General features: G+C 57.0%; 13 protein-coding genes. 2 read left to right on the top strand and 11 right to left on the bottom strand.

Annotation, left to right across the window (positions count from 1 at the left end; genetic code table 11):
- Window positions 1-12 precede the first annotated feature (12 nt).
- From ABYP39_RS06050 to def, 11 genes are all read right to left on the bottom strand, one after another.
- On the bottom strand, window positions 13-768 hold the full coding sequence (locus ABYP39_RS06050; RefSeq protein WP_372748388.1) for a lysophospholipid acyltransferase family protein: 756 nt from the start codon (window positions 766-768) through the stop codon (window positions 13-15).
- Window positions 765-1319: a D-glycero-beta-D-manno-heptose 1,7-bisphosphate 7-phosphatase gene (gene gmhB / locus ABYP39_RS06045; protein ID WP_372748389.1), complete on the bottom strand. Its 555-nt coding sequence runs from the start codon at window positions 1317-1319 to the stop codon at window positions 765-767. Before gmhB ends, ABYP39_RS06050 begins: the two co-directional genes overlap by 4 nt.
- A complete protein-coding gene (gene glyS / locus ABYP39_RS06040; RefSeq protein ID WP_372781589.1) occupies window positions 1319-3406 on the bottom strand; it encodes a glycine--tRNA ligase subunit beta in 2088 nt (695 codons plus the stop codon). The genes gmhB and glyS overlap by 1 nt, the downstream gene beginning before the upstream one ends.
- Window positions 3403-4344, bottom strand: coding sequence for a glycine--tRNA ligase subunit alpha (glyQ, locus tag ABYP39_RS06035; protein WP_372750026.1), 942 nt, complete (start codon window positions 4342-4344; stop codon window positions 3403-3405). Before glyQ ends, glyS begins: the two co-directional genes overlap by 4 nt.
- Before the next feature lie 106 nt (window positions 4345-4450).
- A complete protein-coding gene (locus ABYP39_RS06030; RefSeq protein ID WP_372765083.1) occupies window positions 4451-6304 on the bottom strand; it encodes an EAL domain-containing protein in 1854 nt (617 codons plus the stop codon).
- A gap of 170 nt (window positions 6305-6474) precedes the next feature.
- A complete protein-coding gene (locus ABYP39_RS06025; protein WP_372781587.1) occupies window positions 6475-7065 on the bottom strand; it encodes a class I SAM-dependent methyltransferase in 591 nt (196 codons plus the stop codon).
- 8 nt (window positions 7066-7073) lie between these two features.
- Window positions 7074-8522 carry a TrkH family potassium uptake protein gene (locus ABYP39_RS06020; protein ID WP_372781585.1) on the bottom strand — a complete coding sequence of 483 codons (1449 nt, stop codon included), beginning with the start codon at window positions 8520-8522 and terminating at the stop codon, window positions 7074-7076.
- An 18-nt stretch (window positions 8523-8540) separates the two neighbouring features.
- Window positions 8541-9914 (bottom strand): Trk system potassium transporter TrkA, encoded by a 1374-nt coding sequence (gene trkA / locus ABYP39_RS06015; protein WP_372781583.1) that lies wholly within the window; start codon window positions 9912-9914, stop codon window positions 8541-8543.
- An 88-nt stretch (window positions 9915-10002) separates the two neighbouring features.
- Window positions 10003-11292, bottom strand: a complete 1290-nt coding sequence (gene rsmB, locus ABYP39_RS06010) for a 16S rRNA (cytosine(967)-C(5))-methyltransferase RsmB (RefSeq protein ID WP_372781581.1) — start codon at window positions 11290-11292, stop codon at window positions 10003-10005.
- Entirely contained in the window at window positions 11285-12244 is a 960-nt protein-coding gene (gene fmt, locus ABYP39_RS06005; protein ID WP_372781579.1) for a methionyl-tRNA formyltransferase, read from the bottom strand. The genes rsmB and fmt overlap by 8 nt, the downstream gene beginning before the upstream one ends.
- A gap of 25 nt (window positions 12245-12269) precedes the next feature.
- The gene (gene def, locus ABYP39_RS06000) at window positions 12270-12776 is read right to left on the bottom strand and encodes a peptide deformylase (RefSeq protein WP_372749448.1); all 507 of its coding nucleotides are present in this window, start codon (window positions 12774-12776) and stop codon (window positions 12270-12272) included.
- Window positions 12777-13068: 292 nt separating this feature from the next.
- Here def and ABYP39_RS05995 point away from each other — a divergent pair, with 292 nt between their 5' ends.
- Window positions 13069-14109 carry a LysM peptidoglycan-binding domain-containing protein gene (locus ABYP39_RS05995; RefSeq protein WP_372749449.1) on the top strand — a complete coding sequence of 347 codons (1041 nt, stop codon included), beginning with the start codon at window positions 13069-13071 and terminating at the stop codon, window positions 14107-14109.
- Window positions 14110-14190: 81 nt separating this feature from the next.
- The coding region (dprA, locus tag ABYP39_RS05990) for a DNA-processing protein DprA (protein WP_372781577.1) at window positions 14191-15218 on the top strand (1028 nt) is incomplete at its 3' end.

Raw genomic sequence — 15218 nt, 5'->3', positions numbered from 1 at the left:
GATGAAACCTGATCAGGCGAGCTCTGGTGCTAGGCTTTGCTTGTCAAGCATAGTGTCCAACTCGGATTCAATCCAGCTTTCAACCTGGGCAGTGAGTGTGCGACTGTTGGTGTTATCACTGGCAATGGGTTCACCGATGACGACGGTGACGGTGCCCGGGTACTTCAAGAATTTTTTTGCGGGCCAGCATACGCCCGCGTTGTGTGATACGGGCACGACAGGTACGCCGGCAGCAATAGCCATATTGGCACCGCTTCGGGCATAAGTTCCCTTTTTGCCAATCGGCGTGCGTGTACCTTCTGGAAAAATGAGTACCCGTCGTCCGTCCTTAAGTCGTTGTGTGCCCTCTTCCATAATATGGCGCAGTGCCGCCTTGGGATTGCTTCGGTCTATAGCGATGGGGTCAACCAGTTTCAGACCCCAGCCGAAAAACGGTAACTTCAGAAGTTCCTTCTTTAGCACAATCCCTATTGGAAAAAATGCGTACTGCAGATAAAAGGTTTCCCACTGACTCTGGTGTTTCGCCATCACCACATAGTGGCCTTCGGGGATGTTGCCGATGATCCGGAATTTTACTCCACAGGTAAGGCGCAGCCAGATCAACACCCAGCGATTCCAGGTGATCAGGTAGCGACCTCTGATGGCCAGTGGCGTAAACCAGAACAGCAATACACCTGTGGTGCTAAACCAGCCGGTCAGCAGTATGTAACCGGTATAGAACAACAGGGTTCTGAGGAAAAGCACGGGTGGGGTGTGAAACAGGTTCATGGTTGCGACCGTTGCGTGAGTAAGTCTTCAACAAAGGCTGCGAGGTTAGCAAACACCCGGGTATGAGACAGTGATGTATGTTCAGACAATTGCGCTACGCTCTTCTCGCCCTTCCCGGTTTTTACCAGCACGGGCTGGCAGTCACGTGCAATGGCAGCTTGCAGGTCTTTGATCGAGTCGCCAACGAAGGGAGCGCCTTTCACCGAACATCCAAAGGCTGCAGCGGCCTGGTCGATCAAGCCCGGTAAGGGCTTCCGGCAGTCGCAGTTTTCATCGGGCAGGTGGGGGCAGAAAAAAATACCGTCAATCTGACCGCCACAGGCGCCCACCAATGCGCACATTTTACGGTGCATGGCGCTGAGGTCCTCGGCGGAAAAGTAGCCTCGCGCCAGGCCAGACTGATTGGTGCACACACCAACACGATAGCCGGCCTGACTCAGGCGTGCGATCGCTTCGATACTGCCCGATACCGGAATCCATTCCTCGGCGCTGCGGATATAGTTATCCGAATCTTCGTTGATAACGCCATCGCGATCGAGCAGTACCAGCATCAGTTCTTACCACGCACCAGCAGAGAGATATCAGCCACTTGCAGGAACAGCTCGCGCAGTTGGTTGAGCAGGCTCAGGCGATTATTTTTTAAGGTTGCATCGTCAGCATTCACCATCACGTTGTCGAAGAAGTTATCGACCGGCTCACGCAAGCTGGCCAGTGATTTCAAGGCTGCGGTGTAATCACCCTTTTCAATAAGTGGCTGGAAGGTGTCGCTGGCGTTTTTCAGCGAAACGGCCAGTGTTTTCTCCGCGTCCTCTTGCAGCAGCTTGTCGTCAACCGCTTTCGTGGTGAAACCCTCGGCCTTGGCTAGAATGTTGGATACGCGTTTGTTGGCGGCAGCCAGTGCTTCGGCCTCAGGCAAGGTGGTAAAGCTGTTAACAGCTTTAATGCGACGGTCGATATCCAGCGGAACGCTCAGGTTTTTGGCGGTTACCGCCATAAACACTTCTGCAGCAATGCCTTGTTCGTCGTAAACCGCACGCAGGCGTTCAATCATGTAGGCCAGTACGGTGTTAATCAGCTCGTCGTCGGCTTTCACCGCGCTGTGCTGTTTTGCGGCCTGGGCGATCAATTCGCGCAGATCCAGTTCCAGGTTCTGTTCCACAATAATGCGCAACACACCGAGGCAGGCACGGCGCAGGGCAAAGGGATCTTTCGAACCGCTGGGCGGCTGGCCGATACCGAAGATGCCGGTGATGGTGTCGAGACGATCGGCGAGCGCGATCACGCTGCCGGTTTGCGTTGTTGGGAGGCTGTCGCCGGCAAAGCGCGGCAGGTATTGCTCGTCCATCGCCTTGGCGACGTCCGCAGGCTCGCCGTCATTGTTGGCGTAATACAAACCGGCGATGCCCTGCATATCGGCAAACTCATACACCATGTCGGTCACGAGGTCGCTCTTGCACAATAGCGCGGCGCGTTCGGCCAGCGTCACATCGGCACCGATCTTTTCTGCCAATACCTTGCTGAGCGCAGCAATGCGTTCGGTCTTGTCGAACACTGTGCCGAGCTTTTCCTGAAACACGATGGACTTCAGTTTTTCCCGGCGATCAAATAGGGAGGTTTTGCAGTCGGTCTCAAAGAAGAATGCCGCATCGCTCAAGCGTGGGCGTATAACCTTTTCGTTGCCGGCAATGACTTGCGCGGGGTCGAGGCTCTCTATATTGGACACGGTGATAAAATGCGGCATTAGTGCACCGTCAGCATCCACCACGTGGAAGTACTTCTGGTGTTCTTTCATCGATGAGATCAGGGCTTCGGCGGGCACTTTCAGAAAGCGCTCCTCAAAACTACCGGCCAGCGCCACCGGCCATTCCACCAGGGCGGTTACTTCGTCCAGCAGGTCGTCGCTGATCACGGCTTTGCCGCCGAGCTTTTTGCCTTCGGCGATAACCTGCTCGCGCACCATGTCGCGACGCTTTTCGAAATTGGCGACCACCTTGCCTTCGTTCAACAGCAGCGTCTCGTAGTCGGCTGCGCTGGCCAGGGTAAGCTCAGTGTTCGCGTGAAAACGGTGGCCCCGAGTGGTGTTACCTGCCGTCAGGCTCAGCGCCTCACCGGTCAGCGTTTCGCTGCCGTAAACGGCGGTAACCCAGTGTACCGGGCGTACAAATTCGGCGCGGCTGGCGCCCCAGCGCATCCGCTTGGGAATAGGCAATGCCGCCAGGGCTTTTTCAATAACGTCGAAAATGATTGCGGTGGTTTGGGCACCCGCCTGCTCGTTTTTTACGAACAGCTTGTCTTGCTTGCCGTCGTTGGCGATATGATTTTTCAGCTCACCGATATCGAGACCATTCTTTTGGGCAAACGCCTCGGCGGCTCGGGTCGGGTTGCCTTCTTTGTCGAAGGCAACTTTGGCGGGTGGGCCCCACGCTTCCAGCGTTTGACTGGGAGCCTGTTGGTCGAGGCTGTGCAGCAACACGGCGAGGCGGCGGGGGCTGGCAAAGCGTTCGGCGCTGGCAAAGTTTAGCGCGGCGTCCTTGAGCTGTTTTTCTATGCTGTTTGCGAAGGCGTCGCGCAGGCCCTTCAGAGCGACAGGCGGCAGTTCTTCGGTGCCAATTTCGATCAATAAATCGTTCTGCTTCATGCTTTGGCCTCCTCTGCCGCTAACACTTCATTGCGCAGATTCTCTGGTGCCAAGGGAAAGCCCAAGGCTTTGCGGGCGTCAAAATAGGCCTGGGCGACGGCGCGCGCCAGCGTGCGCACGCGCAAAATAAAACGCTGACGCTCGGTAACGGAGATGGCGTGGCGGGCATCGAGCAGGTTAAAAGCGTGGGACGCTTTCATCACCATTTCGTAGGCCGGCAAGGGCAAACCTTTTTCAATCAGGTGCTGGCTCTGGGCCTCGCAGTGATCAAATTGTTTGAACAGTTCTGCAACGTCGGCTTCTTCAAAATTGAAGCGGGACATTTCCACTTCATTCTGGTGGAACACATCGCCATAGGTCACAGGGCCATCCGGACCGTTGGTCCAGATCAGATCGTAGATGCTATCCACACCCTGCAGATACATTGCGATACGCTCAAGGCCGTAGGTGATTTCGCCGGTGACTGGATAGCATTCCAGACCCCCTACCTGCTGGAAATAGGTGAATTGGGTCACTTCCATGCCGTTCAGCCATACTTCCCAGCCCAGGCCCCAAGCGCCAAGGGTAGGTGATTCCCAGTTGTCTTCGACAAAGCGGATATCGTGGATTGCCGGATCAATGCCGAGATGGCGCAGGCTGTCCAGGTAGATTTCCTGAATGGCCAAGGGCGAGGGCTTCATCACCACCTGAAATTGGTAGTAGTGTTGGAGTCGGTTGGGGTTTTCCCCGTAACGACCGTCGGTGGGACGGCGGCAGGGCTGCACATAGGCGCTGTTCCAGGTTTCCGGGCCAATGGCGCGCAGGAAGGTGCCGGGGTGAAAAGTGCCCGCCCCCACTTCCATATCAAGTGGCTGCAGAATCACGCAACCGCGCTCTGCCCAGAAATGTTGAAGCGCGAGAATCAGCCCCTGAAATGTACTGACGTCTGCCTTGCTCACGTGATATCCACCTGTCTTGTGCAAAAAGGCGGGAATTATAACGTCTGGCGGGGCCCTACGCGAAGGGCTTAAGCAAAAGGGTGTGTGGTGTTCAGTGTCAACCGGGTCAATTGATCTGCAGCTGCTGGTACTGGTCTGCCCAGCTGGTAAAGCGATCGGCGGTAATGGCGGGGGTAAAGAGATAGCCCTGAGCCATATCGCACTCGACATCTTTGAGCAGGCGGCGCTGCTCGAGCCGCTCCACGCCTTCGCCGATGACCTTCATGCCAAGTGAGTGAGCCATACTGACGATGGCCAGCACCAGTTGCCGACTCTGCTCCGATTCCTGACAGTCAGCGATGAAGCTGCGGTCGATTTTCAGCAGGTCGAAGGGGTACTGTTTCAGGTAGCTCAGTGACGCGTAGCCGGTACCGAAATCGTCCAATGCCAACCGTACATTCATGTCTTTGAGGCGGTAGAGCAGGTTTTTGGTCAGACTGTCGTTACCCATGAGCAGGCGTTCGGTAACCTCGAGTTCCAGGCAGTGCGGCGGCAGGCCACTAACGGATAGCGCATGCTCTACGGCATTGAGAATGTGACCTTTTTCAAATTGTTTGGCACAGATATTAACCGCCATCACGAAATTCGGGTTTAGCCGCCGCCACTCCACGGCCTGCAGGCAGGCTTGTTCCAGCACCCAGTCGCCAATGGGCAAGATCAGGCCAGTTTCTTCGGCGATGGGGATAAACATGTCTGGTGTCGGGTTGTCGAGCTCCCGGTTGCGCCAGCGCAGCAGTGCCTCGGCGCCAACCAGTTCATTTTGTTCCAGGGAAATGACTGGCTGGTAGGCTAAATGAAGCTCATCGCGGTCAATGGCATAGCGCAGATGGCTTTCCATGGCCAAACGGCTGGCGGCGCGATTGTCCACTTCGTGGCGGTAGCGGTAAAACCCGTCACCGCCTTGTTCACGAGCGTGGTACATGGCCGATTCGGCATTGCGCAACAGATCTGGCGCGTTTTTGGCGTCGTCTGGGAAGGTGGTCAATCCGATACTGGCGGACAGGCTCAGTTCCTGACCGCTTACGTCTACCGGCTCCGCAATTGCTTTTCGTATAGCCACTACACTGCGCACCGCGTCTTCGTCGCGCTGGTTCTGTAGCAGCACCATAAACTTGTCGCCACCGAGATTGCTGACCAAATCGTTGCTGTGCACGGTGTTGCGCAAGCGCCCCGCTATCTGGTTGAGCACCTGGTCGCCTTCGTTGTGGCCCAGGGAGTCGTTCAGTAACTTGAAACGGTCGAGGTTGATGTAAACCAGTGAAAAAAACGATTCGCGGGATTTGGCGGCCAGCGTTGCCTGCTCAAGTTTTTCGATACTGTGGCTGCGGTTGGGGAGGCCGGTCACTGCATCGTAGTGGGCATTCATGTAGAGCCGCTGGGTAAACACCTTTTCGTCGCTAATATCATCGATTAGCGTCAGCACGAAAACGAACTCATTGTCTTCGTTGAAGATGGGGCGACAGGTGGTGAGGGTGTGTTTACCCGAAGGGGGGGCTTTCTCAAAGAACAGTTCGCCGTGCCATTCTTCGCCTTTGGCAATAGTTTCGCCTACATCGTCAAAAAGTGTGTCCGGCACACCAATATCACGGTAATCACGCAGGTTTTTGCCGGTCAGGTCGTTGCCGCCCAAGCCGATTAATTCGCAAAAGTTGCCGTTGGCGTAGGCGATGTTGCCTTCGGCTGTGGTGAACAAAATCGATTGCGGACTGCTTTCAAGCCCGAACAGCAACTGGTCCAGGTAGCGTTTATAGGCGGTACCGGTGTCTTTCGCTTCCGACCATCGGCTGATCAAGTAAATGCAGGCGAGCAAGTAGATCGCTGCAATTGCGGCCAGGCCATACAACACACCGAGCTGCGAATAGGCGATTACACCGACCAGCAGAGGCGTGAGCAGTATCAAAAGCCACTGCCGGCTGCGCATAATTGACTCCCTTATGCGTACGGATGCGCGCTTGTTATTGAATTGGCCGCGCGCAAAGAAGACTACAACACCTGCGAACCTGAGTGAGAAAGTATAGCAGGCAAATCAAGCGCTTAATTCTATGGAGTTTTACAAATGACAAGCAAGCGTTACGTTAGCTCGATTCGCATTTAACGCTTCGGCGCTACGGTCGGTGCTTGTCCCACAAACAGGGTTTCATGGCGGTTGCCCTGTTCGGTATCCCCAAGCTGACCGTAGTCTTGATAGAAACGCAGGTGCAGGCCCGAGAAAACTGTCAGCAATTCGTCGCGCATCAGCAGAAAGTCGGGATTGCTGGGGCCGCCGTGAGGTTTGTCCTGATTAAAGGTCTGGTAGAACAGTAGCCCGCCCGGCCGCAGCGCACGCTGCAGCGCGGGCAGCGTTGGCCTATGTAGGAAGCGGCTTACACAAATAACATCGAAACTTGTGGGCTCTGGTGGCTGCTGCTCAGCATCACGCGCAAGGGTTTTAATGGCTAGTTGTTGATGCGCGGCTGTGTTCGCCAGTTTGGCCAGTGCACCATCGGCAATATCCCAGGCTTCAACGGCCAGGCCGCGCTCGGCCAGAAATAAGGCATTAGCGCCAAGACCGCAGGCCAGATCCAGTGCCCTGCCCGAGGCTGGCAGTAACGCGGCATTGCGCTGCAACACCTCGCAGGCTTGAAGACTGCTGGGAGCGTCGGCGGTAGCGTAGCGCTTGTTCCACTTGTCGCGCTGGTTCATAGCCGCGGTTAATGCCGCCAGAAAGCTGGTGTAAACAGTACCAGCAGGGTGAAAATTTCCAGTCGCCCGAGCAGCATGGCGTAGCACAGCACCCACTTTGCAGTCTGGGTTACGGCGCCGTAATTTGCGGAGACATCACCTAAGCCGGGGCCGAGGTTGTTGAGGGTGGCGCTGGTGGCAGAAAAGGCGGTGATGTAGTCCATATTGCAGGCCATCAGCACCAACAGAATCAGCAGAAAGGAGAACATGTAGACGGCAAAGAAACTCCATACGGCACTGACCGTTTTGGCGTCTACCCGTTTGTTGCCTACCTTGAGCGGGATGATGGCGTTGGGATGAATCAGTTGTTTCAGTTCACGCACACCCTGTTTCGAAATCAGCATGACCCGTACCACTTTCATACCGCCGGCAGTTGAGCCACCGCAGCCGCCCATAAACGACATCAGTATAAGGCCGATGGGTAGAAAGGTTGGCCATACCGAGAAGTCGGCTGCAGCAAAGCCGGTGGTGGTGGCGATGGACACCGTATGGAATATACCCAGGATCAGACTGTCCTGTGGTGAGTAGGTGTTGGTTAAACTGAGAAAGCCGGCCGCCACGACTGCAGCGAACGCCACGGCGAGCAAGTAGAAGCGGGTTTCGGAGTCGCGCAGGTAGTGGTAGAGCCGTTTGCTGCGCCAGGTAAAGAAGTGTACGGCAAAGTTGATGCCCGCCAGCATCATAAACACCGTTGCGATCAGCAGGATCATTGGGTTGTCGAAAAATCCGAGGCTGGCGTCATGTGTGGAGAAGCCACCGATGGCAACGGTCGAAAAGGCGTGGCAGATGGCGTCAAAAAAAGTCATTCCCGCGAACCAATAGGCCAGCGTGCAGGCAATGGTCAGGTAAAGGTAAATCAGGAACAGGGCTTTGGCCGTGCCGGTGATGCGAGGTGTCAGCTTGCTGTCTTTTACCGGACCGGGTGTCTCGGCTCGATACAACTGCATGCCGCCAATACCGAGCACTGGCAGGATCGCCACCGCGATAACGATGATCCCGATGCCGCCTAGCCACTGCAGCAATTGCCGGTAAAATAAAATGGAAACCGGTAAATCGTCGAGCCCGGTGATTACCGTGGCCCCGGTAGTAGTGAGGCCGGAAACGGATTCAAAAACAGCGTCACTCAGTGGCAGGCTGAGACTGTCTGCGAGTAAAAACGGGAGTGACCCGAAGCACCCCAGAACCGTCCAGAATAGGGCCACCACCAGAAACCCGTCGCGGATATTGAGTTCACTTTGGGCGCGCCGCACAAACAGCCAAAGGATGCCGCCGCAGCCAAAGCACAATACAAAGGCTGTTAGGAAAGCCATGACAGCGCCATCGCGCGCCACCAGTGCCACCAGTGCCGGAATCAGCATGGTGCCGCTGAAAATCATCAGTAGCATGCCAATGATTCGAGCGATAACTGCGAAATGCATGCTTGTAATCGCCCCGCGTTAGAAGAAAGTGAAACCAACCTGAAACAGGCGTTCCACTTCCTTGATTTTATGTTTGTCGACGAGAAAGAGAATCAGGTGATCCTCGGGTTCCACCACAATATGGCTGTGAGCGATCATTACCTGGTCGCCTCGGGTAAGTGCGCCGATGGTAACGCCTTCGGGCAGATCGATTTCGTCCAGACGGCGGCCTACCACCTTTGACGACCGACTGTCGCCGTGGGCGATGACTTCTAACGCTTCAGCGGCGCCGCGACGCAGGGAGTGTACGTTGGTGATGTCACCGCGGCGTACGTGGGCCAGTAGGCTGCCGATGGTGATTTGCTGGGGCGACAGGGCAATATCAATTTCAATGCCCTGCACCAGGTCCACGTAGGCGGGGTTGGTAATCAGGGTGATGACTTTCTTCGCGCCCATGCGCTTGGCCAGCAGTGAACTCATGATGTTGGCTTCATCATCATTGGTCAGCGCACAGAACACATCCACGTTATCGATGTTTTCGGCGGTTAGCATTTCATGATCGGAGGCTTCGCCGTGCAGTACCACCGCGCGGCTAAGTATCTCGGACAGGGCGCGACAGCGGCCATAGTTTTGTTCGATGACCTTGACCGAGTAGCGGCGTTCGATTTCACGCGCCAAGCGCTCGCCGATATTGCCGCCGCCGGCAATCATAATACGCTTGTAGGATTCATCGAGCCGCCGCATTTCCGACATCACCGGCATGATGTGGTCCTTGGCGGCGATAAAGAACACCTCGTCTCCCGCTTCTACCACGGTATCGGCCTTGGGCAGGATGGCTTCACCGCGACGGAAAATAGCAGCCACGCGGGTATCTACCTTGGGCATGTGCTTGCGCAGTTCCTGCAGCTCCACGCCGACCATAGGGCCGCCGTAGTAGGCTTTTACCGCGACCAGTTGCACTTTGCCATCGGCAAAATCCAGCACCTGCAGTGAACCCGGATACTCCAGCAGGCGGGTGATATAGCGCGTAACCAGTTGCTCAGGGCTTATGATGACGTCGATCGGTACCGATTCGTCGCAGAACAGTTTGTCGTTGAGCAGATAGGCCCGGGAACGGATCCTGGAGATCTTGGTCGGGGTCCGGAACATGGAATACGCCACCTGGCAGGCGATCATGTTCACTTCGTCGCTGCTGGTCACCGCTATCAGCATGTCGGCGTCATCGGCCCCGGCGCGGCGCAGCACATCTGGATGGGAAGCCAGGCCGGTGACGGTGCCGATATCCAGCTTGTCCTGCAGTTGTTGAAGGCGGTCGGCGTCGCGATCGACGATGGTGATATCGTTGTGTTCGCTGGCGAGGTTGGCAGCGAGGGTGCCGCCGACCTGTCCCGCCCCCAGAATGATGATTTTCATCAGAGACTCTGACTCAATTTAGCGCCGATTGTAGGCCTATTACCTGAGCTTGTTAACCCGTGTGCTTGATTGCGTAGGTGTTTTCTACTCAGATCTTTTCCAATAAAGCGTAGTAGAAGCCATCGTGGCCGTCTGCTTCGGGTAGCAGTTGGCGACCGACACTACGTCCGATTCCCCAGCTTGCGGCAATTGGCAGATGCTTCGCGCTATCGTCCTGTGCGAGAAACTGCGCTACAACACCGTCGTTTTCTTCCGGCAGTATTGAACAGGTGGCATACAGCAGCTGGCCGCCGGTTTTCAGGGTGGGCCACAGGGCCTTGAGCAACCGCAATTGGGTCGCTGCCAAAGCGGCAATATCGCTAGCCTGACGATGTATCTTGATATCGGGGTTGCGGCGGATAACGCCGGTGGCGCTGCACGGCGCATCCAGCAGGATCTGGTCGAAGGCTTCGCCGTTCCACCAGTGGGACGGCTGGCTGGCGTCGCCCGTGACCAACTCGGCGCTCAGGCCCAGGCGCTCCAGATTGTCTTGTACCCGTAGTAAGCGGGTATCGTCGATATCCAGGCAGGTGAGCGCCAACTCACCGGCTGCTGCTTCGAGCAGGTGGCCGCTTTTTCCGCCGGGGGCGGCGCAAGCGTCGAGAATCCGCATACCGCTTTGCGGAGCGAGGATATCAGCGCAGAGCTGCGCAGATTCGTCCTGCACGCTGACACTGCCCTCTTCAAAGCCCGGCAACTTGGAGACGTCCAGCGGTTTTTCCAGGCGAATGCCGTCGCCTGCAAAGTCGCAGGGGCGGGCTGCAATCTCGGCAGCCGCCAGCTGCTGTAAATAGTGGTCGCGGCTTTGTTGAAGACGATTGTTGCGCAGACACATGGGCGGATAGCTATTGTTGGCGGCGAATATACGCTCCGCCTGATCCGGCCAGGTCTCCGTGATCGCCTGATACAGCCAATCGGGGTGGGCTGCGATGTCCGCGGGTGTCAGTTGTGCGAGCAGCGTATCGCGTTCGCGCTGGTAGCGGCGCAGTACCGCGTTGGTCAGGCCTTTAGCCCAATCCTTTTTCAGTTTGCGCACGGCGTTGACCGTGGTGTTGATTGCGGCGTGATCGGCAATGCGCATATGTTCGAGCTGATACAGACCGAGACAGAGCAGCATCAGCAGGTCGGCATCTTTGTCTTTCAGTGGTTTTTTGATGGAGTGGCAAACGATCGCGTCGAGGCGGGGAAAGTGTCGCAAGGTGCCGTAGCACAGTTCGCGCAGCAGTGGTCGCTGTTCGAATTTGACTTTTTGTTCCCAGCGCGGGAGCTCGCGTGCTAGCGAATGCCCCTCGGCGACGGCTTGCAGGCAGCGGGCGGCTGCGGCGCGTACCTCAGGCATTGGAATCCCCCCCCAGAACGGTGCCTGGCGCAAAACGCTCGGCCCGCGCGTTGAGCATTTCCTGGGCAGACAGTGCCCGGGCGCCGGGCAGTTGCAGTTCAGTAATCAACAGCGAGCCCTTGCCGCAGGCCACCTGAATACCGTACTTGTCGGCATTGAGAATCTCGCCGGGGTTGCCCTCGCCGGTCGCCAGCGCCGCGCGCTGTATTTTCAGGCGGTCTTCTCCGAGCTGGGTATAGCTGATTGGAAAGGGGTTAAAGGCGCGAATTTTACGGCACAACACATCGGCACTCTCCGCCCAGTTGATGAGGGCTTCGTCCTTGCTGATTTTCGGGGCATAGCAACTCAGGGAGTCGTTTTGCGCCTCGCCGCGCAAGGTGCCTGCAGCCAATTGGTTGACGGCGTCGAGCAGCGCCGGCCCGCCTTGTGCTGCAAGTTTATCGTGCAAGCTGCCGGAAGTATCGCTGTCGTCGATTGGGCAGTGGGTTTTCAGGAGCATGGCACCGGTGTCCAGGCCGGCGTCCATCTGCATGATGGTCACGCCGGTTTCGCTGTCGCCGGCTTCAATTGCGCGTTGTATTGGCGCGGCTCCGCGCCAGCGCGGCAATAGCGAGGCGTGCACATTGATGCAGCCCAGACGCGGTGCATCGAGAATGGTCTGGGGCAAAATCAGGCCATAGGCAACCACAATCATCAGGTCTGCCCGGTGGCTGTGCAGTTCGGCGACTGCGTCATCGGTTTTGAAGTTGAGGGGTTGAAAAACCGGCAGGTTGTGGGCGCTCGCCAGCTGTTTCACCGGGCTCGCCTGGAGCTTTTTGCCCCGTCCGGCCGGTCGATCCGGCTGGCTGTAAACCGCGACAATCTCGTGCTGCCGGGCATCAATCAGTGCCTGCAGGTGGCTGGCCGCGAAATCAGGGGTGCCTGCAAAAATCAGGCGCAGGGGTTGGTTCACGCTGTGTCCTTAGGTGATCCGGCCTTCAGGAGGCCGTGCGGCGATGCTGTTTTTCCAGCTTGCTGCGAATGCGGTTGCGTTTGAGCGGCGACAGATAGTCGACAAAGAGCTTGCCTTTGAGGTGATCCATTTCGTGTTGAATGCACACGGCCAGCAGGCCCTGGGGTTCTTCCTCAAAGCGATTGCCGTCGCGATCCAGCGCGCTGACCCGGATATGTGCCGGGCGCTCAACGGTTTCATAGAAGCCAGGCACCGACAGGCAGCCTTCGTCGTAGCTGCCAAGATCTTGATCCAGAACCGTTATTTCGGGGTTGATGTAAACCCGGGGCTCGCTTTTGTCTTCGGTGACGTCAATGACGATAACCTGCTCGTGCACATTGACCTGAGTGGCCGCCAGGCCAATGCCCGGCGCGTCGTACATGGTTTCAAGCATGTCATCCACCAATGTGCGGATGCGATCGTCCACGCTGGTCACCGGTTGGGCTTCAGTGCGCAGGCGCGGGTCGGGGAATTCCAGTATTTCCAAAATCATGACGTTTGCTGTCGAACCTGTTGCTGGTGAACTTGTATCGTGGGCCCGTTTTCAGGGCGCAGCCAGTCACATGCCGGCCATTTGTGATCAAGTTGTCGTGATTTTCCAAGTAATGCTGCTAAGATTATGATCAGCAAGCATTATTGACTCAATTTGTGCTAACGTAATAGTCACGGGCTATTATATCACAGCGCGCGCTGTCGTCAGCGCGCTGGGGAACAGTAAGTTGCGCCGCCAGCGGCGTATTCAATAGAGCGTGGCGAGCCAACAGAGCCACCCGAGGATAACAACGATGAAACGACTGCTGCTTGGTCTGGCGCTTTCTCTCAGCTTCACGGCGTCTGTCTTGGCCGATGTGCTGGCGCTGAAGCAAGATCATCCACAAACATATGTGGTGAAACGCGGCGACACGCTGTGGAGCATTTCCTCTATCTTTCTGGAAGATCCCTGGCTCTGGCCCGAGCTGTGGCACTACAACAAGCAGCTGGACGACCCCCATCTAATCTACCCTGGCGATATCCTCTACCTGGTGTGGGTGGACGGTAAGCCGCGGCTGGTGAAAAACATCGTCAAGAAGACCACCGAAAATCGCGATGTAAAACTCTCACCGCAAATGCGTATTTCAGACCTGAACAAGGCGATTCCCGCTATTTCGCTGGATGTGATTGGCCCCTTCCTGAGCAACAGTCGGGTGGTGGATCAAGGGTTGCTGGAGCGTTCGCCCTACGTTCTCAGTGGTCGCGAAGGTCACATTGTGACTGGTGCCGGAGATACCCTGTACGCTCGCGGCGCCTTTGATAACGACGCAAAAGTGTATGGCATTTACCGTCGCGGGCAGATTTTCACAGATCCGTATACAGGTGAGCTGCTCGGGATTCAGGCTCGGGATGTGGGCGCTGGCAAGCGTATTGGTCTCGATGGCGATATCGCAACGCTGCAGATCAATCGCAGCAACCAGGAAATTCGTCGTGGTGACCGGCTGCTGCCGCAAGAAGACCGCTCTTTGCAGAGCCGCTTTGAGCCGCGCGCACCCGCGAGTGAAATTGAGGGCGAAATCATTGCGGTTGAGGGTGGTGTTAGCCAGGTTGGCAGTATGGATGTCGTGATTCTCAATCGCGGTGAACGTGATGGGTTGAAATCTGGCGATGTGATGGCAATCTATCAGCGCGGCGAATTGGTGCGTGACGATGTGGCTGAAGAGCTTATTCGCGTGCCGGATGTGGAAGCGGGTTTTCTGATGGTGTTTCGCAGCTACGAAAAGCTCGCCTACGCGGTGGTGTTGTCTGCGACCCAAGCCCTGAGAGTGGGCGACAAGGTTAAGAACCCCGGCTAAACATGCTTATCAATCAGCCCACGGTGTTGGACACTGTGGGCTGAACCGTTAACAGGGCGCAGGATGTGCCTGGAGTGAAACATGGATGTTGCGCAATTACAGTGGCTGCTGATTTCGCAGTGGCCCGGTCTACCCCGTCGCGCGTTGCTGCGCTTGCTACAGTACGCACCCTCCCCTGAAAAAATACTGGCCCTGCCCGATGCTGTCTGTCGCGAGGCGGGTGCTTTGCCCGAGTGGCTGCGCCTGCGATCAGACTACCTCGCCGGGTACCTGGAGGCAGCTGAGGCGCGTGCTGCGGCTCAACTCTCGGCCCTGCTGGCGCTCGGCGGCCAGATCATTGTTTATACCGACCCGGTTTACCCTGCCCTGCTCAAGGAAATTCCCGACCCTCCTCCTCTGTTGTATACAGCGGGCAACCTGGCCCTGCTGGAGCAGCCCCAGCTCGCGGTGGTGGGTAGTCGCAATGTGTCGCGCAATGGCGCGGCACTGGCAGAAGCTTTTGCGGGTGATCTGGCCAGGCGTGGTCTGTGTATTACCAGTGGCCTGGCTTGGGGCGTGGATTCGGCAAGCCATCGAGGTGCGTTAACAGCTAAAGGCGCAACTATCGCGGTGCTGGGCTCTGGCATCGACGTGGTTTATCCGCGTCGCAATCAGGCGCTTTACGACCAGATTCTTGCCGAGGGCCTGTTGGTGTCTGAATTTGCCCCTGGTACGCCACCGCGTCGCGAGCAGTTTCCCCAGCGCAATCGTGTGATCAGTGGCTTGAGCCTGGGCGTGCTGGTCGTGGAAGCGGCGGTGCGCAGCGGATCGTTAATTACCGCGCGCTATGCCCTTGAGCAAGGCCGGGAGGTGTTTGCTATTCCCGGCTCCATTCACAATCCGCTGGCTCGCGGTTGTCATCAGTTGATACGCCAAGGCGCCGCGCTGGTGGAGTCAGCCCAGGATATCCTCGATGCATGGGTTGGCTGGCTGCCGCCCGCGCTGGAGGAGATGCAAACAGTGAGCGCCGGACCGCCGGTTGTGGCGCCCGGTCAGCAACGCCTGCTGCAGGCCTTGGGCTATGATCCGCTGCCGTTGGATAAACTGGCCGAGCAGTGCCGGCTGGCGGT

The sequence above is a fragment of the Litorivivens sp. genome, assembly GCF_041625495.1.
In the GTDB taxonomy this organism is placed as follows: Bacteria; Pseudomonadota; Gammaproteobacteria; order Pseudomonadales; family Spongiibacteraceae; genus Litorivivens.
The sequence above is the reverse complement of the archived record's forward strand: the minus strand, read 5'-3'. Positions and strand labels throughout refer to the sequence as shown.